The 22,033-nt window shown below is 61.7% G+C and carries 24 protein-coding genes; all 24 read left to right on the top strand.

Features of this window, described 5'->3' with window-relative positions; translation table 11 throughout:
* Nucleotides 1–74 precede the first annotated feature (74 nt).
* The 24 genes from ACEPP2_RS01880 (at nucleotide 75) to ACEPP2_RS01765 (ending at nucleotide 22,001) form a co-directional block, all read left to right on the top strand.
* Nucleotides 75–851 carry a DUF1217 domain-containing protein gene (locus tag ACEPP2_RS01880; RefSeq protein ID WP_077549064.1) on the top strand — a complete coding sequence of 259 codons (777 nt, stop codon included), beginning with the start codon at nucleotides 75–77 and terminating at the stop codon, nucleotides 849–851.
* A 1-nt stretch (nucleotide 852) separates the two neighbouring features.
* Nucleotides 853–1,587, top strand: a complete 735-nt coding sequence (gene flgF / locus ACEPP2_RS01875) for a flagellar basal-body rod protein FlgF (RefSeq protein ID WP_395515622.1) — start codon at nucleotides 853–855, stop codon at nucleotides 1,585–1,587.
* Between the two features lie 13 nt (nucleotides 1,588–1,600).
* Entirely contained in the window at nucleotides 1,601–2,998 is a 1,398-nt protein-coding gene (fliI, locus tag ACEPP2_RS01870) for a flagellar protein export ATPase FliI (protein WP_395515621.1), read from the top strand.
* 3 nt (nucleotides 2,999–3,001) lie between these two features.
* A complete protein-coding gene (locus ACEPP2_RS01865) occupies nucleotides 3,002–3,574 on the top strand; it encodes a flagellar protein (protein WP_395515620.1) in 573 nt (190 codons plus the stop codon).
* 52 nt (nucleotides 3,575–3,626) lie between these two features.
* Complete coding sequence (gene flgB / locus ACEPP2_RS01860; protein WP_077549068.1) at nucleotides 3,627–4,013, top strand: flagellar basal body rod protein FlgB; 387 nt, start codon at nucleotides 3,627–3,629, stop codon at nucleotides 4,011–4,013.
* A gap of 3 nt (nucleotides 4,014–4,016) precedes the next feature.
* Nucleotides 4,017–4,436, top strand: coding sequence for a flagellar basal body rod protein FlgC (gene flgC, locus ACEPP2_RS01855; protein WP_052636939.1), 420 nt, complete (start codon nucleotides 4,017–4,019; stop codon nucleotides 4,434–4,436).
* On the top strand, nucleotides 4,433–4,762 hold the full coding sequence (locus ACEPP2_RS01850; protein ID WP_395515619.1) for a flagellar hook-basal body complex protein FliE: 330 nt from the start codon (nucleotides 4,433–4,435) through the stop codon (nucleotides 4,760–4,762). Before flgC ends, ACEPP2_RS01850 begins: the two co-directional genes overlap by 4 nt.
* 18 nt (nucleotides 4,763–4,780) lie before the next feature.
* On the top strand, nucleotides 4,781–5,569 hold the full coding sequence (flgG, locus tag ACEPP2_RS01845; RefSeq protein ID WP_142588265.1) for a flagellar basal-body rod protein FlgG: 789 nt from the start codon (nucleotides 4,781–4,783) through the stop codon (nucleotides 5,567–5,569).
* An 18-nt stretch (nucleotides 5,570–5,587) separates the two neighbouring features.
* The gene (gene flgA, locus ACEPP2_RS01840) at nucleotides 5,588–6,070 is read left to right on the top strand and encodes a flagellar basal body P-ring formation chaperone FlgA (protein ID WP_395515618.1); all 483 of its coding nucleotides are present in this window, start codon (nucleotides 5,588–5,590) and stop codon (nucleotides 6,068–6,070) included.
* Nucleotides 6,067–7,188, top strand: coding sequence for a flagellar basal body P-ring protein FlgI (locus tag ACEPP2_RS01835; RefSeq protein ID WP_395515617.1), 1,122 nt, complete (start codon nucleotides 6,067–6,069; stop codon nucleotides 7,186–7,188). The genes flgA and ACEPP2_RS01835 overlap by 4 nt, the downstream gene beginning before the upstream one ends.
* Nucleotides 7,185–7,718: a MotE family protein gene (locus tag ACEPP2_RS01830; protein WP_244665766.1), complete on the top strand. Its 534-nt coding sequence runs from the start codon at nucleotides 7,185–7,187 to the stop codon at nucleotides 7,716–7,718. Before ACEPP2_RS01835 ends, ACEPP2_RS01830 begins: the two co-directional genes overlap by 4 nt.
* Nucleotides 7,715–8,434, top strand: coding sequence for a flagellar basal body L-ring protein FlgH (gene flgH, locus ACEPP2_RS01825; RefSeq protein ID WP_142588268.1), 720 nt, complete (start codon nucleotides 7,715–7,717; stop codon nucleotides 8,432–8,434). The genes ACEPP2_RS01830 and flgH overlap by 4 nt, the downstream gene beginning before the upstream one ends.
* A 26-nt stretch (nucleotides 8,435–8,460) precedes the next feature.
* Nucleotides 8,461–8,958: a flagellar basal body-associated FliL family protein gene (locus ACEPP2_RS01820; RefSeq protein WP_142588269.1), complete on the top strand. Its 498-nt coding sequence runs from the start codon at nucleotides 8,461–8,463 to the stop codon at nucleotides 8,956–8,958.
* Between the two features lie 109 nt (nucleotides 8,959–9,067).
* On the top strand, nucleotides 9,068–9,805 hold the full coding sequence (gene fliP, locus ACEPP2_RS01815; protein WP_052636954.1) for a flagellar type III secretion system pore protein FliP: 738 nt from the start codon (nucleotides 9,068–9,070) through the stop codon (nucleotides 9,803–9,805).
* Nucleotides 9,806–10,032: 227 nt separating this feature from the next.
* Complete coding sequence (locus tag ACEPP2_RS01810; protein ID WP_395515616.1) at nucleotides 10,033–11,211, top strand: flagellin N-terminal helical domain-containing protein; 1,179 nt, start codon at nucleotides 10,033–10,035, stop codon at nucleotides 11,209–11,211.
* Nucleotides 11,212–11,532: 321 nt separating this feature from the next.
* The gene (locus ACEPP2_RS01805) at nucleotides 11,533–12,711 is read left to right on the top strand and encodes a flagellin N-terminal helical domain-containing protein (protein WP_395515615.1); all 1,179 of its coding nucleotides are present in this window, start codon (nucleotides 11,533–11,535) and stop codon (nucleotides 12,709–12,711) included.
* Between the two features lie 226 nt (nucleotides 12,712–12,937).
* The gene (locus tag ACEPP2_RS01800) at nucleotides 12,938–14,149 is read left to right on the top strand and encodes a flagellin N-terminal helical domain-containing protein (protein ID WP_395515614.1); all 1,212 of its coding nucleotides are present in this window, start codon (nucleotides 12,938–12,940) and stop codon (nucleotides 14,147–14,149) included.
* Nucleotides 14,150–14,445: 296 nt separating this feature from the next.
* Nucleotides 14,446–15,732, top strand: coding sequence for a flagellin N-terminal helical domain-containing protein (locus tag ACEPP2_RS01795; RefSeq protein ID WP_395515613.1), 1,287 nt, complete (start codon nucleotides 14,446–14,448; stop codon nucleotides 15,730–15,732).
* A 195-nt stretch (nucleotides 15,733–15,927) separates the two neighbouring features.
* The gene (locus ACEPP2_RS01790; RefSeq protein ID WP_395515612.1) at nucleotides 15,928–16,569 is read left to right on the top strand and encodes a hypothetical protein; all 642 of its coding nucleotides are present in this window, start codon (nucleotides 15,928–15,930) and stop codon (nucleotides 16,567–16,569) included.
* Nucleotides 16,566–17,861 carry a MotB family protein gene (locus tag ACEPP2_RS01785; protein ID WP_395515611.1) on the top strand — a complete coding sequence of 432 codons (1,296 nt, stop codon included), beginning with the start codon at nucleotides 16,566–16,568 and terminating at the stop codon, nucleotides 17,859–17,861. The genes ACEPP2_RS01790 and ACEPP2_RS01785 overlap by 4 nt, the downstream gene beginning before the upstream one ends.
* A 2-nt stretch (nucleotides 17,862–17,863) precedes the next feature.
* Nucleotides 17,864–19,147, top strand: coding sequence for a chemotaxis protein MotC (gene motC / locus ACEPP2_RS01780; RefSeq protein WP_395515610.1), 1,284 nt, complete (start codon nucleotides 17,864–17,866; stop codon nucleotides 19,145–19,147).
* Nucleotides 19,144–20,541, top strand: a complete 1,398-nt coding sequence (gene fliK, locus ACEPP2_RS01775; protein ID WP_395515609.1) for a flagellar hook-length control protein FliK — start codon at nucleotides 19,144–19,146, stop codon at nucleotides 20,539–20,541. The genes motC and fliK overlap by 4 nt, the downstream gene beginning before the upstream one ends.
* On the top strand, nucleotides 20,471–21,046 hold the full coding sequence (locus tag ACEPP2_RS01770) for a transglycosylase SLT domain-containing protein (protein WP_395515608.1): 576 nt from the start codon (nucleotides 20,471–20,473) through the stop codon (nucleotides 21,044–21,046). The genes fliK and ACEPP2_RS01770 overlap by 71 nt, the downstream gene beginning before the upstream one ends.
* 283 nt (nucleotides 21,047–21,329) lie before the next feature.
* A complete protein-coding gene (locus ACEPP2_RS01765; protein WP_395515607.1) occupies nucleotides 21,330–22,001 on the top strand; it encodes a response regulator transcription factor in 672 nt (223 codons plus the stop codon).
* Nucleotides 22,002–22,033: the final 32 nt, after the last annotated feature.

Genomic DNA, 22,033 nt, shown 5'->3' with positions numbered 1-22,033 from the left:
CATCCTAGTGCTTGCCATCAGAATCGGGCGCATTGTCCGAAAGGGCCGTTTCACCAGCGCCTGGGGGATCCGAGATGATCACGACTTATACCAGCTACGCAATGATCAGCAGGGACTTGCCGAGCTCCCTGGCGCGCGTGGCCGAGAAACCGGATGTGGCGCGCGAGACCGAATACTACCTGGCCAACATCGGCAAGATAAAAACTGTCGATGATTTCATGGCTGACAGCCGCATCTACAACTACGCCCTCAAGGCCCATGGCCTGGAGGACATGGCCTATGCCAAGGCCTTCATCCGGAAGGTACTGACCGAAGGCGTGGCAGACAGCGAGGCATTCGCGCGCAAGCTCGCCGACAGCCGTTACGCGGCGCTTGCAGAGACCTTCAACTTCGAGGCGCACGGCACCGCGGCTACCGCTTTCGACAAGGCGCAGAAGGGCGTGGTAGAGCGATACCAGCGCCAGACGCTGGAGGAGGAGGCGGGAGCGGACAATCCCGGCGTGCGGCTGGCGCTCTACTTCGAACGTATGGCCCCTTCCATAAAGTCCGGCATGGAAATCCTGGCCGATGATGCACTCGTCGAGGTGATCCGGACCGTCCTTCAGTTGCCCGACGAGATCGCTGCGATGGATGTCGACCGCCAGGCCGAATTCATCGAGGACTCCATCGACATTGCCGACTTCCAGGACCCCGCAAAGGTATCGAAGCTGCTGGAGCGGTTCGCGGCCCTGTGGGAGATGGAAAATTCGAGCGATCCCGTCTCCATCGTTTCGCTCTTCGCCCCATCCACTCAGGGCATCTCCACTGACCTTCTCATCTCGATCAATTCACTGAAACTCGGAGGCAAATGATATGCAGTCCGGACTATACGTCGGAATTTCCTCGCAGATCGCGCTCGAGCGCCGTCTGAACACGATCGCCGACAATATGGCCAACATGAACACTGTCGGCTTCCGCGCGACCGAGGTGAAATTCGACGAGGTCTTGAGCAGCACCCGTAACGAACTGAATGCCAAGGTGGCATTCGTCACCCAGGGCAACGATTATCTGTCCACGCGCCTGGGCCAGATGCAACAGACAGGCAATGCCCTCGACTTTTCCATCAAGGGTGATGCTTGGTTCACGATCGATACGCCCGCAGGGCAGGTGCTGACCAGGGACGGCCGCTTCACGATGCTCGAGACCGGTGAACTCGTGTCGATCATGGGGCACCCGGTTCTGGACGCCGGCGGCGCACCGATCCAGCTCAACCGCAATGGCGGCCCGCCGACCGTTGGTGCCGATGGCCGCATCTCGCAGGACGGCCAGCCGGTCGCAACGCTTGGCCTGTTTACCGCCGACCTTTCCCAGGGGTTCCTGCGGGCAGACAACAGCGGGGTAATTCCCGTGGCTGCGCCCCAGCCGGTCGTCGACAACTTCAACATTGCCGTGGTGCAGGGCTACATCGAGGGATCGAACGTCAACGGCATCAGCGAGATGACGCAGCTGATCCAGGTGAACCGCGCCTTCGAGGGGATCTCCGCAATGATGCGCGACACCGAAGCCTCGTTCGACGAGGCCATCAAGACGCTTGGCGGCGGCCGATAGGAACTGAATGCCGATGTTTGACCAGGCGGCCATCCTGCAGGCAGTCACGAGCGGAAAGCTGGCGCAGCTTGCCGAGATCACCGAACGCTACGCTAATCCGGCCCACTCGGTGGCGCACGGAGGGCATGTTCGCACGATTGCGGCGGGTCACTATACGGTTGCGGGGCTCTCGCGGCATGTTCGGCTCGGGGAGTTTGTGGCCCACCGCAGCGCCACCGGCATCCACCTCGGCGAAGTGGTTCGCGTCGAACCGGAAGTGGTCTACGTCTGCCCGATCGAGCCCGGCGAGCCAATCGGCATCGGCGATACGGTGATCCGCAAGGGCGCTTTCCGGGTCGCCCCGGACGACAGCTGGTGCGGACGCACGATCAACGCGCTGGGAGATCCGATCGACAGGCGCGGACCGCTGGTCAAGGGACGCGTCAAGCGCTCCATCTCCAATACGGCGCCGCCCTCGATGACCCGCAGCCGCGTCGAGAAGGGATTCATGACCGGCGTTCGGACAGTTGATATCTTCTCACCGCTCTGCCTTGGCCAGCGCCTAGGCGTGTTTGCCGGTTCGGGCGTCGGCAAATCCACGCTTCTGTCGATGCTGGCTCGTGCAGACGCGTTCGACAAGGTTGTCATTGCGCTCGTTGGCGAACGAGGACGAGAAGTTCGCGAATTCATCGAGGACACGATGGGCGCGCACATGTCAAAGGCGATCGCGGTCGTTGCGACGAGCGACGAAAGCCCGATGCTACGCAAGATGGCGCCGCTGGTCGCCGTGACGATTGCCGAGCATTTCCGCGACCAGGGGGACAATGTCCTCTTCATCGTTGACAGCGTCACCCGCTTTGCCCATGCGATCCGAGAGGTCGCCGTCGCTTCCGGCGAACCGCCGATCGCACGCGGCTATCCGGCTTCCGTGTTCACCGAACTGCCGCGCCTACTCGAACGGGCAGGGCCGGGCGCCGAAGGTGCGGGCACTGTTACGGCGATCATCTCTATCCTCGTGGATGGCGACAACCACAATGACCCGATTGCCGATTCCACGCGTGGCATCCTCGACGGCCATCTTGTGCTGGATCGGAGCCTCGCGGAGGAGGGGCGCTATCCACCAATCAATCCCCTTGCGTCGATCTCCCGTTTGGCCCGCAAGGCATGGACGCCGGACCAGGAGAAGCTCGTTTCCCGCCTGAAGGCGCTCATCCACCGATACGAGGAAACGCGCGACCTACGCCTTATCGGAGGATATCGCCCCGGTAGTGATCCGGATCTCGACATGGCGATCAAGCAGGTGCCGGTCATTTACGAAGTCCTGAAGCAGACGCCGGGCGAGCAGCCTTCCGCTGACGCTTATGCCGACCTCGCAACAGCACTTCGCAACGCGGCCGGCCAGGTGCCGCCGGCCGCGAGACAGAGAGGGTAAGGCATGGCTGAAATCGAGACGCCGGAGATGGATGACCTTCACCGGCCCCAGAAGAATGCACCTCGCACAGGGGATCGGATCCTCACGGCCACGGGCATCGCGCTCGCTGCAGCCTCGGCGATCTTTCCCTGGTACGTCTTCTTCAATGAGGACAAGTTCGGTATCCGCACCCCGAGCTTCGAGCATACACGCGATCTCCCCCCGGGGCAGCCGCGCAATGTGATGAGCGTCTCGCCTCTGGCTATGGTCGACAATTCCGATGATGACGAGGCTGCGCCGGCACCTGAGCCTGCAGATAGCCTGACCACCGCCACAACATCGGCGCTGGGCGAGGAGGAAGAGCGCGGCAGGCTGCGCGAAATCCAGCCCTTCCCAGGGAAGAGCTCGTTCCGCTTGCTGCACGTCACGAATGGCCGTGCACTGATCGAAGACGGCGCCGGCATGTACATGGTGCGCGTCGGTTCGATCCTCCCCGACAACAGCAAGCTGGCCCGAATCGAGCAGCGCGACGGGAAGTGGGCAATCGTCACGTCGTCCGGCGAAGTCTACGAGGATCAAGGCGCGGGGCGTCCGTAAGTCCCACGCAAGATTACCTGCATAGTCTCCAGGCAGAACGATGGAGAAGCCTATGCAACCGATTCAACTATTCGCGCTCGCATCCCGGCAGGCTGAATGGCTTTCGGTCCGTCAGGAGGTTGTGGCGACCAACATCGCGAATGCCAACACGCCCCAGTTCCGCGCCAAGGACATCACCCCGTTCAATGCGGTCCTGGACCAGACCCAGGTCAGCATGGTCCGGACGCATCCCGGACACCTCGCGGCGAGCCAGTACGGCCAGGATATCGAAGTCAGCGACAACGAGCTGAACAACGAAATCGGCCTGCAGGAGTCCGGCAACACTGTGGCGCTCGCCGAGGAGCTCTCCAAGACCGGAGAGATCAAGCGCCAATACGAGCTCAGCACGAGCCTCGTGAAGTCTTTTCATAGCATGATGCTCATGACGGTAAGAAGGTAAGCAATGGATCCGCTTTCAGCCGCTTCCAAGATCGCAGGCTCCGGCCTTGAGGCCCAGGCGACACGCCTGCGCATCGTTTCCGAAAACATTGCCAACGCACGCTCCACAGGGGACACGCCCGGCGCCGATCCGTACCGGCGCAAGACGATCACCTTCGGCGCCGAGATGGACCGCGCTGCCGAGGTCGAACTGGTGCGCGTAAAGAAGCTCGGTACCGATGCCTCGAATTTCATCGAGGAATACGACCCCAACCATCCGGCTGCTGATGAGCGTGGCATGGTGAAACTGCCGAACGTCAACATGCTGATCGAAATGGCGGACATGCGCGAGGCCAACAGGACCTACGACGCAAATCTGCAGACCATCAAACAGACGCGGGAACTCATCGCCGCGACCATAGACCTTCTGAAGAGCGGACAATGATCGATAGCATTACCCAGATAAGCTCCCTGTCGCCGACCCGGAACCTGAAGGAACTGGTCGAGACGAGTTCCTCCCTCAATGGCACGCTCGCCCCCGGCGAGAATGCCGGCACGAACTTCGCCAGCGTCCTTGGCGGCATGGCGACCGACACCATGAACAGCCTGAAGTTCGCCGAAGTGAAATCATTCGAGGGAATTCAGGGCAAGGCCAACACCCGTGAGGTGGTGGACGCCGTCCTGCAGGCCCAGCAGTCGTTGAATACGGCGATCGCGCTGCGCGACAAGATCGTGAATGCGTATCTCGAAGTCACCAAGATGTCGATCTAACGGAGCGGAGACCGGGACATGAGAGCGCTTTCCGTCGCGGCGACGGGCATGGATGCCCAGCAGACCAATCTCGAGGTCATCGCCAACAACATCGCTAACATCAACACGACCGGCTACAAGCGCGCGCGTGCTGAATTCTCCGACCTCCTTTACCAGACCGAGCGTGCCCAGGGCGTGCCGAACCGCGCCAACCAGGCGATCGTGCCGGAAGGCGCCAACATCGGCCTCGGTGTCCAGACCGCCGCCGTGCGCAACATTCATACGCAGGGCCAGCTGACGCACACCGAGAATAGCCTGGACCTCTCGCTGGTCGGCCGCGGCTGGTTCCAGATCGAGACGCCGGACGGTACGACGATGTACACGCGGGCCGGCGCCTTCAACACCAATGCTGAGGGACAACTCGTCACCATCGACGGCTATACGGTCGTTCCGGGCATCGTCTTCCCTCCGGACGTCAGCGAGACTGTCATCAGCCGGACCGGCCAGGTGAGCGTCCGCATCGGGAATGCGACCGAGTTCCAGGAAATCGGCCAGCTCACCATCGCCAACTTCGTGAACGAGGCAGGACTGCAGCCGCTGGGCGACAACCTGTTCGCCCAGACCCCGGCGTCGGGCGAGCCGATCGTCGCCGTCCCGGAAGATCCGGGCTTCGGCTACGTCAAGCAGGGCTATCTGGAAGCCTCCAACGTCGATGCGGTGAAGGAGATCACCGACCTCATCTCTGCGCAGCGTGCCTACGAGATGAACTCCAAGGTGATCACCACGGCAGATGAGATGGCTTCCATCGTCAGCAAGAACCTGAAGTAAGCAGCGGGAAGGGCAGACATGATGTTTCGCCGCAGAATGAGGATCATCAACGGGAAGGTCTTCCCGTGGGCTGCCGCCTTGCTATTGGGGATGACAGCTGCTGCCGCCGCGAACATGGGCACCGCCGTGGTGCCGAAGCAGATCATCTATCCCGGCGAGGAGATTTCGGTCGCCGCGGTGGAAGAGGTCGACGTGACCAATCCGAACCTCGCCGGTGGCTATGCCCGCACCGTCGAGGAAGTCAGCGGCATGGTCAGCACGCGAACACTGCTGCCAGGCCGCACCATTGCTCTCTCCGGCCTGCGTGCCCCTTATGCGGTGCGCCGCGGCTCGTCGGTACGACTTTCCTTCAGCATCGGCAACATGACGATCTCGGCGGCCGGCATGCCTCTCCAGGACGCCTCCGTCGGAGATCTCATTCGCGTTCGAAATACGGATTCCGGCGTCATCGTGAGCGGCACGGTAATGGGTGACGGGACGATACAGGTGATGGCGCGATGAAACACGCTCGCTGGATACTCGCACTGGTTCTGACGGCGGCGGCACTCTCCGCTGTTGCCCCATCGGCCATGGCGGACGCCGCCCGCATCAAGGACATCGCTTCGCTGCAGTCTGGCCGCGACAACCAGTTGATCGGCTATGGTCTGGTCGTTGGTCTGCAGGGTAGCGGAGACAGCCTTCGCAGTTCGCCCTTCACCGACCAGTCCATGCGGGCGATGCTGCAAAATCTCGGCATTTCCACCCAGGGCGGCCAGTCCAATGCGAAGAACGTCGCAGCGGTGATGGTCACCGCGAACCTGCCGCCCTTCGCAAGCCCGGGCAGCCGCCTCGATGTGAGTGTCAGCTCGCTGGGCGACGCGACCTCGCTGCGCGGTGGGACGCTGGTGATGACGTCGCTCTCCGGTGCCGACGGCCAGATCTATGCCGTGGCACAGGGTGCCGTCATCGTATCGGGATTCTCCGCCCAGGGAGAGGCGGCGACGCTGACGGAAGGCGTCACCACGGCTGGTCGCGTCCCCAACGGAGCAATCATCGAACGCGAACTGCCGTCGCGCTTCAAGGATGCGGTCAACCTGGTGCTGCAATTGCGCAATCCGGATTTCTCCACAGCCGTCCGCATGGCCGACGCGGTGAACGTCTTCGCGGGTCAGCGTTACGGAGGTCCCATCGCGGAGGCGCGCGATTCGCAGGAAGTCATCATCCAAAAGCCGAAGGCCGCCGACCTTACCCGTCTAATGGCCGAAGTCGAGAACCTGGTGGTCCAGACCGATACGCCGGCCAAGGTCGTCATCAACGAGCGCACCGGCACCATCGTCATCGGCGCCGATGTCAGGGTTTCGCGCGTGGCCGTGAGCTATGGAACGCTCACCGTCCAGGTAACAGAGACGCCGCAGGTCATTCAGCCGGAGCCTTTCTCCCGGGGCGTAACTGCGGTCCAGCCGGAAACGGACATCATGGCGATGAAGGAAGGCGGCCCGGTCGCCATCCTCGATGGTCCCGATCTCCGTACGCTGGTCGCCGGCCTTAACAATATCGGCGTCAAGCCCGACGGGATCATTGCCATCCTGCAGGGCATCAAGTCTGCCGGAGCCCTTCAAGCGGAGCTTGTCCTGCAATGACCGAGGAAATGGACCCTGGTGGCCGTCGCACCTCCCTTCGTCACCTTCTTCTGGTAGGCGTGGTACTGCTGGCGGTCCCGCAGGTGAATGCGCAGGAGCCTGCTCCATCGCTCACGAACTCCACCCAGGACGAGATCAGGCAGTTCTGCACCAACATTGCCGATGCCGCCAGGGATCAGCGCTACCTATTGCAGAAGCAGGAGCTGGAAAAGCTGCAGTCCGACGTCGACGCCCGGATCGCCGTTCTCGAAAGCCGTAAGGCGGAGTACGAGGACTGGCTGAAGCGTCGCAACGATTTCCTCGTTCGTGCCGAGGCAGGCCTCGTCGAAATCTTCAAGACGATGAAGGCCGATGCCGCCGCGCCGCAGCTCGAAGAAATGAACATCGAAGTGGCGGCTGCCATCATCATGAAGCTTCCGCCGCGCCAGTCGGGGCTCGTCCTCAGCGAAATGGATCCCCAGAAGGCGGGAGTGATCGCCACGATCATCGCCAGCGCATCCGACCCAAATACCTCGAAAGAACCCTCATGAAGAAGCGCGCCCCAGCCCTCATGGCCGTCCTCCTGCTCGCGGGATGCCAGAGCCAGACCATCAAGGAAATCGGCAATGCGCCTTCCATGAGCCCAATCGGCAGCGGCCTGCAATACGCTTCCGCGCCGCAGATGGCGTCCTATCCGAAACAGCCGCGCCAGCTCTCCAATGGCTACTCGCTATGGAGCGACTCGCAGTCCGCGCTCTTCAAGGATGCCCGCGCCCTCAACGTTGGCGATATCCTCACCGTCGACATCCAGATCAACGATAGAGCCTCGTTCGACAACGAAACCGAACGCAGCCGCACGAACGGCACCAATCTGCAGTGGGGCGCCCAGGTCTCGAACTTCCTCGGCTTCAGCACGGACACGGGTACATCGGGCGACATGGGCACCGATTCCAGTTCGAGCTCCCAGGGCAAGGGCTCAACGGAGCGTTCCGAGAAGTTGAAGCTGCTCGTCGCCGCCGTCGTGACCGGCATCCTGGAGAACGGCAACCTGTTGATCAGCGGATCGCAGGAAGTGCGGGTGAATCACGAAATCCGCATCCTGAACGTCGCCGGCATCGTCCGTCCGCAGGATGTCAATGCCGACAACACGATCTCCTACGAGCGCATCGCCGAGGCGCGCATCTCCTACGGCGGCCGCGGTCGCCTGATGGAAGTACAACAGCCGCCGATTGGCCAGCAGGTGGTGGATCTCTACTCGCCCTTCTGAGGGTGACCTGAGCACGGGACACGACAATGGACGAATCACAGGGCGCAGACGGTGCCAACAAGAAGAAGTCGCTTCTGCTGCTGATCGGCGGTGTTGCAATTCTGACTCTGCTTGGTGCCGGTGGCGGCTGGGTATTGGGCGGGATGATCGCGCCACCTGTTCCGGGCGTCGAGGAAGCCGCAGCGCCGGAAGGCGATAAGAACCCCAAGGAAGAGGGTATTCCGAAGATCGCGACCGAGGCAAACGGCATAGTCCTCCTCGACCCGATAACGACCAACCTCGCCTATCCTTCGGAAAACTGGATTCGTCTCGAAGTCGCGCTTGCCTTCAACGGCCCGCCGGAACTCCCCCTTGCGGAGGATATCCACCAGGACATCCTCGCCTATGTACGGACGGTCTCCCTGCAGCAGATTGAGGGTCCGCGCGGTTTCCAGTACCTGCGGGACGACCTTCAGGAGCGCGTCGCGTTGCGTTCGAAGGGAAAGGTGTCGAGGGTGATGTTCCGTACCCTGGTAATCGAATAGACCCCTGCCGTCATGCCTTGCCGATAACAGGGGATGACCTGCGCGCCTGGTTGACCGCGATCACCTGCGATGGCTATCGAAGGTTGATGTCCAGAACCTTCGTGATCGCATGATTCGGCTGATCCTCCTGCTCATAGCCATGATGGCGATTCCGGGACTTGCCTTGGCACAGCAGTCGCCCGCCGACCTTCTGAACCTGCCCGTCGACGGCTCCGCTGCGGCCTGGATCATAAGGACGTTCGGTCTTCTGACCGTCCTCTCGGTCGCGCCAGGCATCCTCATCATGGTGACCAGCTTTCCGCGCTTCGTCATCGCCTTCTCGATCCTCCGCTCCGGCATGGGACTTGCCACTGCGCCGTCCAACCTCATCTTGATCTCCATGGCGCTGTTCATGACCTTCTACGTCATGGCACCGACCTTCGATCGGGCCTGGAACGAGGGAGTCCAGCCGCTTCTGGAAAACCAGATACAGGAGGCCGAGGCGGTGCAGAGGATCGCGGAGCCCTTCCGCGCCTTCATGAGCGTCAACACGCGCGATAAGGATCTGGCGCTCTTCGTCGATCTGGCGAGGGAGCGGAACCAGACCGTCGGTACGGCCGAGGCAATCGATTACCGGGTTCTCATCCCGGCATTCATGCTGTCGGAAATCCGGCGCGGCTTCGAGATCGGCTTCCTGATCATCCTGCCATTCCTCGTGATCGACATGGTCGTTGCCGCCATCACCATGGCCATGGGCATGATGATGCTGCCCCCGACCTCGATCTCGCTGCCGTTCAAGATCCTCTTCTTCGTCTTGATCGACGGCTGGAACCTGCTGGTCGGCAGCCTGGTCCGATCGTTCGGCTGACCGTTAACCACGCCTCCTTACCCCCCGTTTACCATGAGCCGACTGCCGACCTGAGTGGCGCTCGGATTTAAGATGTTGGCAAGAATTGGCGTGCGACCTTTGCCTCACACGACGGGTTTGGTAGCCAAAGATGCGGCACCGAGTGGCATGACGCCGGGCTGTCGTGACCGGAAGGGAAACCGATCCGGTATGTCCCCCAATAGTATTTTGTCAAAGGGACAAACATTATGTCGAGCGTACTTACCAACACCAATGCAATGGCAGCTCTCGCAACGCTGCGTAACATCTCTTCCAACATGGAAGACACCCAGGCACGTATCTCCTCCGGCCTGCGCGTCGGTTCGGCTTCCGATAACGCGGCCTACTGGTCGATTGCTACGACCATGCGTTCTGACAACATGGCTCTGTCGTCGGTCTCCGACGCTCTCGGCCTCGGTGCCGCCAAGGTTGATACCGCCTACGCCGGTATGGAATCGGCCATCGAAGTCGTCAAGGAAATCAAGGCCAAGCTCGTTGCCGCGACCGAGGACGGCGTCGACAAGACCAAGATCCAGGAAGAAATCAATCAGCTCAAGGACCAGCTGACGGCGATCTCTTCGGCCGCTTCCTTCTCCGGCGAGAACTGGCTGCAGGCCGACCTCACCGCTGCAGGCGGCACGATCCAGAAGAACGTCGTCGCCTCCTTCGTCCGCGACGATCAGGGCAACGTGTCGGTCAAGAAGGTGAACTACACCCTCGACTCGACGACCGTTCTCTTCGATGACGGCGGCAACACCGGTATCCTCGACAAGACCTACAACGTCTCGCAGGCAAGCACGACGCTGAAGGTCAACATGAACGGTACCGAAACCGAGTTCACGGTTGCTGCCTACTCCGTCGACGATCTGATCGCTGGCGGTGCCACCTTCGACGGCGATTACGCCGAAGTAACGGCCGGCGCTCTGACCGGCGACTACGTCAAGGTCAACGGCACCTGGGTCGAGGCAGTCGACGTGGCTGCGACCGGCCAGGAAGTCGTCACCGATGACGGCACCACCAAGTGGGGCGTTCTGACCACTGCTGTCCCGGCCACGGCCGTTGCCACGCAGTCGGTTGCTTCGCTCGACCTCGCTTCGCTGACCAGCGCCCAGCTCGACGTGATGATCTCCGCCGTCGACGCCGCCCTGAGCGACATGACGAGTGCTGCCGCCGACCTCGGTTCGATCGGCATGCGCATCGACATGCAGGAAGAGTTCGTCAAGAAGCTGAGCGAATCGATCGACGCCGGTATCGGCCGCCTGGTCGACGCCGACATGAACGAAGAGTCGACCCGCCTGAAGGCCCTGCAGACGCAGCAGCAGCTGGCGATCCAGGCTCTGTCGATCGCCAACTCCGACTCGCAGAACGTCCTGTCGCTCTTCCGCTGATCGGGTACGAACGACGAACGCCGGGCTCGCTGGAGCCCGGTACATTCAGCCGCACCTGGAAACGGGTGCGGCTTTATTCTTTTTTAAGCATGTTCTGGCACGCGCGCGCGCACGCAAAAGCTGCAAAATAAAATCTGCGGCTGTGCCGCTTCGCGGGATTCGTTTAGCTCTTCATTAACCAAACAGGCGTTAGCTAGCCTCATCGAGACGGCGAGTTAACCTTGATTATTAACGGGTTAGCAAGCATGACGCTGTGCGCCGGCTCCCGGTATAGTCCGGAATGTCCCTTCCCACATCAGCCATTCAAGGGGCAATCATCTCATGACCAGCATTCTGACCAACGTCGCAGCCATGGCTGCGCTCTCGACCCTGCGCGGAATCTCCTCCAGCATGGAAGAAACCCAGTCCCGCGTCTCCTCCGGCCTGCGCGTCGGCGAAGCTGCGGACAACGCTGCCTATTGGTCGATCGCCACGACCATGCGTTCGGACAACATGGCCCTTTCGGCTGTTTCCGACGCGCTCGGCCTCGGTGCCGCCAAGGTTGATACCGCTTACGCCGGTATGGAATCGGCCATCGAAGTCGTCAAGGAAATCAAGGCCAAGCTCGTCGCCGCCACCGAAGACGGTGTCGATCGCACGAAGATCCAGGAAGAGCTCGACCAGCTGAAGGATCAGCTGACCTCGATCGCTTCCGCTGCTGCATTCTCCGGCGAAAACTGGCTCGAGGCCAACCTGACCGCCGGCGGCCTCCCCCTGCAGAAGAGCGTCGTAGCTTCCTTCGTCCGCGATGACAACAACGCTGTCTCGGTCAAGAAGGTAAACTACACGCTTTCGACCACCAACGTCCTGTTCGACACCGGAGGCAACACCGGCATCCTCGACAAGACCTACAACGTCTCGCAGGCAAGCACGACGCTGAAGGTCAACATGAACGGTACCGAAACCGAGTTCACGGTTGCTGCCTACTCCGTCGACGACCTGATCGCGGGCGGTGCCACCTTCGACGGCGACTATGCCGAAGTAACGGCTGGCGCTCTGACCGGCGACTACGTCAAGGTCAACGGCACCTGGGTCGAGGCAGTTGCCGTCGGCACCACCGGCCAGGAAGTCGTCTACGACGACGGCACGGACAAGTGGGGCGTCCTGACCACTGCTGTTCCGGTAACGGCTGTCGCCACGCAGTCCATCGCCACGCTGAACCTTGGTACCCTGACCAATGCCCAGCTCGACGTGATGATCTCCGCTGTCGACGCGGCTCTCACCGACATGACGAGCGCTGCCGCCGACCTCGGTTCGATCGGCATGCGCATCGACATGCAGGAAGAGTTTGTCAAGAAGCTGAGCGAGTCGATCGACTCCGGTATCGGCCGTCTGGTCGACGCCGACATGAACGAAGAGTCGACCCGCTTGAAGGCCCTGCAGACGCAGCAGCAGCTGGCGATCCAGTCGCTCTCGATCGCCAACTCGGCTTCGGAAGTCATCCTCACGCTGTTCCGTTAATCCTGAACCAGCGCAACAGGTTAAGGCCGCCTCCAGGGGCGGCCTTTTCGCGTTTTGTTAAACTTTGTGAATTCCGTTTAAGCTTTGTTAACCATGGCCGCCTTAACTGCACTCATCGTAACGGTGGGTTAACCAAGACGAAGAAGCGGTTAACGGCATCAGGCCACACCATCGTGCCCGGCGTTTCCGGGATGTCCCTCATCTAGCCAATACAGGGGCAACTACAATGACGAGCATTCTGACCAACATTGCAGCAATGGCTGCGCTCCAGACCCTCCGTTCCATCGATGCCAAGATGGAGGAGACCCAGGCGCGGGTTTCATCCGGCCTTCGGGTCGGCACCGCTTCGGACAACGCCGCTTACTGGTCGATCGCCACGACCATGCGTTCCGACAACATGGCTCTTTCCGCGGTTCAGGACGCACTGGGTCTCGGCGCCGCCAAGGTCGACACCGCCTACGCGGCGATGGAAACCGTTGTCGAGGTCATGAAGGAGATCAAGGCCAAGGTTGTTGCCGCCACGGAAGAGGGCGTCGACCGCAGCAAGATCCAGGAAGAAATCGATCAGCTGAAGGATCAGCTGACGTCCATCGCCTCGGCGGCCTCGTTCTCGGGTGAGAACTGGCTGCAGGCGGACCTGACCGCCGGCGGTGCCGCCCTCCAGAAGAACGTTGTCGCCTCGTTCGTTCGCGACGAGACGGGCGCGGTATCGGTCCAGAAGGTCAACTATACGCTCTCCACGGCCAACGTTCTCTTCGACACCGGAGGAAACACGGGCATTCTGGACAAGCAGTTCAACGTCTCGCAGTCGGCGGTTACCCTTGAGGTAAACATCAACGGGACGATCTCGGAGCACACGGTCGGTGTCTACTCGATCGACGGATTGATCGGAGCGGGAGCCGTCTTCGACGGGAACTCCGCCAACGTGACCGGCTATACCGTTCCGCCGGGCGGCGTCGACTACAATGGCGACTACGTGAAGGTCAACGGTCATTGGGTTCGCGCGGTCGACGTGGCCGCGACCGGCAAGGAAGTGATCTACGACGACGGCACGACCAAATGGGGCGTTGACACCGGTTTGACGGGCGAGCCGCAGAGCAACATCGTCGCACCTCAGTCGATCGATCTGCTCGATATCACGACGCTGACCAACGCCGAGCTGGATATCATGGTCCAGGCCGTGGACGTCGCCCTGGAGGCCGCAATCAGCGTCAGCGCCGACCTCGGTTCGATCGCCATGCGGATCGGCATGCAGGAGGAGTTCATCGCCGCGCTCACCGACTCCATCGACTCCGGCATCGGCCGCCTCGTGGATGCGGACATGAACGAAGAATCGACCCGCCTGAAGGCACTGCAGACCCAGCAGCAGCTGGCCATCCAGTCGCTCTCCATCGCCAACACCGCATCCGAAAACATCCTGACTCTCTTCCGCCAGTAAGCGGAGCCCGGCTAGGGGCATCTTCGTCCCGCCCTGCGGATTGAAAGTCACGATGGAAGCCGCGTCCCGGAAGGGGCGCGGTTTTCGCATGTGCGTAGCTTGCGTGAAGCCTGCCGCAGGTCGCGGCAGGCCATCTCCGCGCTTGCCACGGGCAAGCCTCGGCTGTTAACTGTCCGCGTTAACGATTTGTTAACGAACGACAGACCGCCCGCCCATGACGGGAACCGGCGGCCGAGCATGAAGCCCTTCCTGTCGTCTTCTGATGCACATCGGCATTCAAGACAGAGGCAGGGGCAATGACCAGTATCCTCACCAATATTGCTGCGATGGCAGCCCTCCAGACGCTCCGGTCGATCGACCGGGACCTCGAGACGACGCAGGCGCGCGTTTCGACCGGACTTCGCGTCGAGACGGCCGAGGATAATGCCGCCTACTGGTCGATCGCGACGACCATGCGGTCCGACAACGGTACCCTGTCGACCGTCCAGGATGCTCTCGGCCTCGGCGCCGCCAAGGTCGATACCGCTTATGAAGCGATGGAAAGCGCCATCGCCACCGTCCAGGAGATCAAGTCGAAGCTCGTTGCCGCCTACGGTGTCGGCGTCGATCGCGCGAAGATCCAGGAAGAGATCGAGCAGCTGCAGGAGCAGCTGCGCAGCATCTCCGAATCGGCAAGCTTCTCCGGCGAGAACTGGATCCAGGGCGTCATCAGCGACGGCGGAAACCCGGCCGTCGAGAAGACGCTGCTCAAGGAAGTCGTCTCCGCCTTCACCCGCGGACCTTCCGGCGAGGTTGCGGTCACTACCGTCGACTATCCGATGAACTCGACGACCGTTCTCTTCGATACGAGCGGCGGAAAGCTGGGCATCCTCGACAAGGATCTCGCCTATGTCGCCAAGGGCGAGACGGCGGTCACGGCGTCAACGGACGATGGTGCGGGCGCAATCACCGATGCGAAGTATGCGGTGCCCACCTATACGGATGCGGATCTTGCAGCACTTGGTGCCGATACCAATGCCGACGCGTCAATTTACACCGCAGGCGGGGCATCCTACTTCAAGGTGACCGATGACCTGTGGGTGGAAGCGACCATCACCGACCCGGCAGTAGGGCCTGCCTCCACGGTGCCTGTCTACAACGACGGCACGAACGATTTCTTCTATGTCATCACCGCCGGCAACAACCTCGACAATCGCAAGGTCGACCTTTCCGTCGTTACGCTGGATATCACCAAGCTCGCCGACCTGAGCGCGACCCTGAACGGCATGGTGCCGGGCTCCATCGCCGAGGAAACCGATGTCCTCGATATCATGATGAGCTACGTCGACCAGCAGCTCCTGGCGATGACGAGTGCCGCGTCGAGCCTCGGCTCGATCCAGAGCCGCATCGACCTGCAGGAAGATTTCATCGCCTCCCTGATCGACGTGATCGACAAGGGCATCGGCCGCCTGGTGGATGCCGACATGAACGAGGAGTCGACGCGGCTGAAGGCGCTGCAGACGCAGCAGCAGCTCGGCATCCAGTCGCTGTCCATCGCCAATACCAACGCCGAAAACATCCTGACGCTGTTCCGCCAGTCGTAGCGGGACGGGCATGGCGCCGGCCGGCCATGACGCGGCCGGCCTCACCTTCATCCTCGCACAAGCTTGGAATTCTAGCCTGCTGGCAGATGCCGGGCTTCCCCTTGGATGATGCGGCGCAATCGGCTGGCGCCGGCGGTAACCCTTTGTTGCGCTGCATGCACTAGCCTGAACAGGACAGATGAGCAGGTTCCAGCAATGACAGCCTCGATTGCGCGTTTTCTGAAGGATTTCGGCGAAGTGCCGCTGCCGCCGGTCCCTCCGGAGGCGACCGGCGATTTCGATTTCGCCGGCTTCCCGGGGGCTGATGCGATCGTGGAGGAGCCTGTCGACATCGAGGCCGAGCGCGCCGAAGCGTATGCGCTGGGGCATGAGGCGGCGACGCAGGAGCTTCAGGCGAAATGGGCCGAGGAGCGTGAGTCGCTTCGGATGGCTCACGAGGCCGAAATGGCAGCCCTGAAAGCCCGCTTGGAGAACGAGGTTGTCCAGACGGTCCGGTCCAAGCTCGGCGAGATCGCGATTACCGTTGCCGAGGCGGTGAGCGACCAGACGGCCAGGGTGCTGGGGCCTCTCGTCGAGGAGGCGCTGATCGCAAAAGCGATCGCCGACATGGCGGATCTTATTCGGGCCGCCGTGCTCGACGGGGAGGTGGCGACCGTCACGGTGCGCGGCCCGGAGCATCTGCGCATCAGGCTGATGCAGGCGCTTGGTGACGGCGTGTCCTCCCTGATCCGTCATGTCGAGGCGGCGGATCTCGATATTTCCGCCGATCTGGGTGATCCGGCGCTGGTGACGCGCCTTTCGGCCTGGTCGGCGCGTGTAAGGGAGCTGCTCGCATGAGCGAAGCAGAGAACCATCACCACGGCAAGAACGAGATCATTATCGTCAAGAAGCATCGCGGGGACCACGACGGCGCTCATGGCGGCGCCTGGAAGATTGCCTATGCAGACTTCATGACCGCGATGATGGCATTCTTCCTCGTGATGTGGCTCGTCAATGCGGCGAATGAGGAAACGAAAGCCTCGATGGCGAGCTACTTCAATCCCATCAAACTTTCAGACGAGACGCCCGCCGAGAAAGGCATTGAAAAGCCCGTCGACCAGGCGGAGGGGCAGGAGCAGACCGAGCGCTCAAAGGTCAAGGCAGAGGGCAGTACCATAGGCTCGGCCGCTGCGACCGGCGAGGACATGACGTCGACATCCGGCGACGAGACTAATTATTCCGAAGCCGACTATTTCGAAAACCCGTATTCGGTGCTGGCCGAAATCGCCCAGGAGGTTGGCCAGCAGGCGAATATCAGTGCCAAGGGCGAGGGGGGCGCTGCCGATTCCGGACCTGCCACGGGCGCCGACGGCGGCGAGGCCTATCGCGATCCATTCGATCCGGATTTCTGGACCCAGCAGGTTCAGGTCACCAGTTCCGAGCAACAGCAGGAAGCGCGATCGTCGACGACGACGGACGGGGAGTCCCCGGCGGAGGACGAGGTGGCGCTTGCCATGCCCCAACTGCGCCAGAACACGGATCTTCCGGAGACCGCCCGCAAGCCCGAGGCCGAGACCGAGCGCGACGACACGTCGGAAGCGGCAACCCACAAAAGCGACGCCCCGGAGGACGTGGACAAGATGGAGGAGGTCGCCGAGGCGCCGGCAGATGGCGCAGCGGAGGGGACCTCCGAGGCCGATGCCCTGCGCCAGGAGATCGCAAAGCAGATAGACGGCGTCGCCGGCAAGCTCGCCGAGGGTCTGGTGGTCACTCCCGCAGAAGGTGGGTTGCTCGTGACGATCTCGGATCAGGCTGCCGATCCCATGTTCAACATTGGATCAGCGGTTCCTCGCCGCGAGATGGTTCTGGCGATGGAGAAAATCGGCAAGATCCTGCAGGAGCGCAAGGGCGCGATCCTGGTGCGGGGCCACACGGACGGTCGCCAGTTCAAGGGCGGCGAGAACGACAACTGGCGGCTTTCCATGGCCCGCGCGCACAGCGCCTATTACATGCTCGTCCGCGGCGGCCTGAAGGAAGATCGTGTGCAGCAGGTTTCCGGCTATGCGGATCGACGGTTGCAGGTGCCGGAAGATCCGCTGGCCGCTGCTAACCGGCGCATCGAGATCCTGCTGCAGGCTGACGAGGGATAGCCATGTCGCGGATGGTGTTTCGCTCGGCAGCGCTCGCAGCGGTTCTCCTCCTGGGAGGGCAGCCCGCGCGCTCCGTCAGTGCGCAGGAGGCGCCTGAACTCGCCCCGTACATCATGCTCCGTTCGCTGCAATTCGTGCAGGATACGGTTGCCCTCGGCGATCATTCTGCCGGCGAGATGCAGCGCTTTATGCTCAACAAGATCGACTCGGCGCTTCGGGCCGCGGATACGTCGACCTTCGATGACCCGCGCAACGTCGATGCCGCCTTGATCTATGCGATGAGCGGCGGCAATCCAGCCACGCTGGAATACCTCGTGGAGCGCGACCTGTCGGGAAACTTCGACAGTCGTGTCGCAGATGCCTTGCGTAAGTATCTGGGGGGCAAGGGAACACTCGTTGCCAAGAGCCTGGGCGACATGGCGATCGAGTACCGTGACCAAGCGATCGGCCCCTATGTTGCGCTCGTCAGTGGCAATGTCACGGTTCCGGAAAATCCGGTCGGCGCTTTGGAATACTACGACATCGCTCGACTGGGAGCGCCGGGCACGATCATAGAAGAAGCAGCGCTGCGGCGTTCCGTTGCCATCGCGGTCGATGCCGACCTCGTGGACAAGGGCCTGGCATATTCTCGCAAATACGCCCGCCGTTTCGTCCATTCGCCCTATGCCAGCCAGTTCGTCGACTTCTTTGTCCAGCTTGTCGTTGAGCACCATCCCGAGATCGATGAGCGGGACATCGACGCGACGGTGGAATTCATGGATGTCGACCGCCGTCGCGAGGTCTTCCTGCGCATCGCCCGCCGCGCGACACTCGATGGCAAGAATGATCTAGCGCGCATGGCGTCCGGCAAGGCTGCGGCTCTGGCAGGCATGGCTGCCGACGGACCGGAAGTGCTGGCGAGGCTGTATCGTGGCGTCGCGAGCATTCCGACATCTGATGTCGGGACTGCCATTGATGACCTTGCAGCCATTCCGGAGGGTGAACTCTCCCCGCGTGACCAGGCGCTGCGGGCTGCCGCGCAGGCGATTGCGAGCGAGGTCCTTCGCAAGCCGACGACGGCAAGCCTGGCGCAAGATGCAGGCGTCAAAGTCGAAGCTCGACCCGACGCTGAGAACGACGAAGCGTCTCCCGGAGATGAAGAGCCCGGGCCTGCAGTCGTGGCGCCCCCTGCGTCATTGGAGAGCAGCGTCGAGATTGATCCCGAAATCCAGACCTTTGTCGAATCCGGTCGCTCCAAATTGAGCGAGATCGACGATCTCCTGAAACAGGAAGGTGTAGTGCGATGATGCTGGATGCTCTCTCCAAGGCGGCAACGGCTGAACCTGCAGTCAAGGGATCGGGACGATCGGGCAAGGCCGAAGATGGAGAGGCGGGCTTCTCCAATGCCCTGACCCGGTTGAACGGACGAAATGCGGGCGAAGGCAAGGCCCATGTTGGTTCCGGAGCTGAGGGCGAGGCCCGCGACACCAGCAACCTGCAGGGACTTCCTGGCGAAGCCGATGCCGATGCAGCCATCGTCAATCTTGCGGGAAAGTTCTTGCACGTCAATCGCCATGGCCCGGACGACCACTCCACCAAGCGGAGTTCGATTTCTCAGGCGGGATTTGGGGTCAAGCACGCCGATGCTGCCAAGAATCTGGCTCTAAAGCACGGGGCATCATCGAATGTGGTTGGAAGAGACGCGACAGACGAGGCCGAAGCGGTGGATGCAGATGAAGCCTCGGCAAAAGGCACCGCTTCCGGGACCGGCGACCCTCAGGGCGCATCTGACCTCCTGAACATTCTGGGCGGGACGGCTCAAGCCTGGTCTGCTCACGGTGCAAGCCGCGAGACTCAAGCCGGGGGAGGGCGCAAGTCTGAATCGGAGGCTATGAGGCGCGGCGAGGTGAACTCGGAAAGTCTCCGCCGAACCTCGGCTACCCAGGGTGAGACGTTGGAGATGCCTACGACGGAATTGGAGAGCGCGGTACAGCCGGCACGCAGCTTCCGCTTTTCCGACGCCAAGGGTGGCAACGTTGCTGCTGAACTGACGCGTGCCGCAAATCTGTCGGACGCGGCGGGAGAGAGCAAGGGCAAGGCTGCACCGATCGAGAACATTTCCATCGTCGAATCCCGACGGTTCCTCGGGCTCGCGCCCAGCTCCAACAGCACCTCGCTGCTCGCAGCCATGACCGGCGACACGGGATGGTCGTCAGCAATGCATTCGCGCGCAGTTGGCGCTGACACAGTCGTTGGCGGGGCTACAGGCTCGGCCGTGCAGATGCTGAAATTGCAGATGACGCCTCATGATCTCGGCACGGTGACTGCCACGCTGCGGCTGATCGGGGAGGAGCTTCACGTTCATCTGACGGTGGAGACGCGCGCGGCGTATCGGCATCTGAGCGAGGACAGCAAGGGCATGCTCGACGCGCTGAAGGCCCACGGGTTCTCTGTCGATCAGGTGACCATCAACATCTCGTCCACGGCTGACGCCGAGCAGCAGAAGGGACAGCAGAACGCCGCAACCGGCCAGCAGATGACCGGGAGCGGGGAACGAAATGGCGGTGCGCAGAACCGGGAACAGCAGAGGCCCGGCTTCGATAGCGAGATGAACGGAAGGGCGGACGGGAATGAGCTGGTCACGGAAAAGGCTGCTTCTGCCGATCCTGTCGGTACTCGCAACGGCCAGCTTTACCTCTGACGCACTCGCTTCTGCCGGTGCCTGCGAACGCGAGATCCAAGCCGCGGCTGCCAAGTATGGCGTTCCCGAAGGCATCCTCTACTCCGTCGGGCTAACTGAAACCGGGCGGAAGGGAAGCCTCTATGCCTATGCGATGAACGTCGAGGGCAAGGCATACTACCCTGCCTCCACCGAAGAGGCCCTTGGCGTGTTCGAGGCTGCCAGGCGCGAGGGGCGGAAGCTAATCGACATCGGATGCATGCAAATCAACCACCACTTCCACGGCGAGAACTTCTCATCGGCACGGGAGATGTTTGAGCCGAGGCGCAACGTGGAGTATGCTGCCAAGTTCCTCCGCAACCTGCACAGCCGTCATGAGACATGGACCATGGCGGTCGCTCGATACCATGCGGGACCGAACAATGATCCCGCTCAGAAGAAGTATGTCTGCCGGGTGATCAGCAATCTAGTCGCTACCGGCTACGGGAAATGGACGCCCAACGCCTCGACGTTCTGCGCCGAATAGCAACCTATGGCTGCAGGCGCCAACCACCAGGACTCGCAATCTGACCTGTGGCAGATTTAGGGCGAAATTAAGCGATGCAAGCCCTGAAGCGACCAAGTGTTAATTTCGCACAGAAAAAATTGTGCAAGATGATGGGTGTACATACTACATATAGTGCAAATCGGCAGCCAATGGTTAATCAACTATTAATTTGTTTGGTTAACTTCCTGCAGCTTGTGCCCGATTCCCGCGATTCGTACCCATAGCCTCATCGAAACACCACAACTGATTCGGAGGCGGACGAATGATCGTAGTGGTTGACGAGCGCGAGCTCGTGAAAAATGGCTACACTTCTCTTTTTGGGCGCGAGGGCATTCCCTCGACGGGCTTCGATCCGGCAGAGTTCACCGAATGGGTGAGCACGGCAGCCGACGGCGATTTGCATGCCGTCGAGGCATTCCTGATCGGACAGGGGGACTGCATGCTCGAGCTGCCGCGGACAATCCGTGACCGCTCCCAGGCGCCGGTCATCGCCGTGAGCGACCAGCCGTCGCTCGATGCTACGCTTGCTCTGTTCGACAGCGGCGTTGACGACGTCGTGCGCAAGCCGGTCCATCCCCGCGAGATTCTAGCGCGTGCGGCGGCGATCCGGCGCCGCCTGAAGGCGATCGCCAACCACACCGACGTTGGCCAGATTCGGGTATTCTCCGATGGCCGTGATCCTGAGATTGCGGGCGAAACCTTCCCCTTGCCGCGCCGTGAGCGACGGATCCTCGAATACCTGGTTGCCAACCGCGGCCGGCGCGTCTCCAAGACCCAGATCTTCAACGCGATCTACGGCATCTTCGACGAAGAAGTCGAAGAGAACGTGGTCGAAAGCCACATCAGCAAGCTGCGCAAGAAGCTGCGCAAGAAGCTTGGAACCGATCCGATCGATTCGAAGCGCTTCCTTGGCTACTGCATCGACTGGAACTGACGCAGGCGGGTTCCGCTTCCTCGAATGAAGCG

This window comes from Pseudorhizobium flavum, from assembly GCF_044142885.1.
Classification (GTDB): Bacteria; Pseudomonadota; Alphaproteobacteria; order Rhizobiales; family Rhizobiaceae; genus Neorhizobium; species Neorhizobium flavum.
The sequence above is the reverse complement of the archived record's forward strand: the minus strand, read 5'-3'. Positions and strand labels throughout refer to the sequence as shown.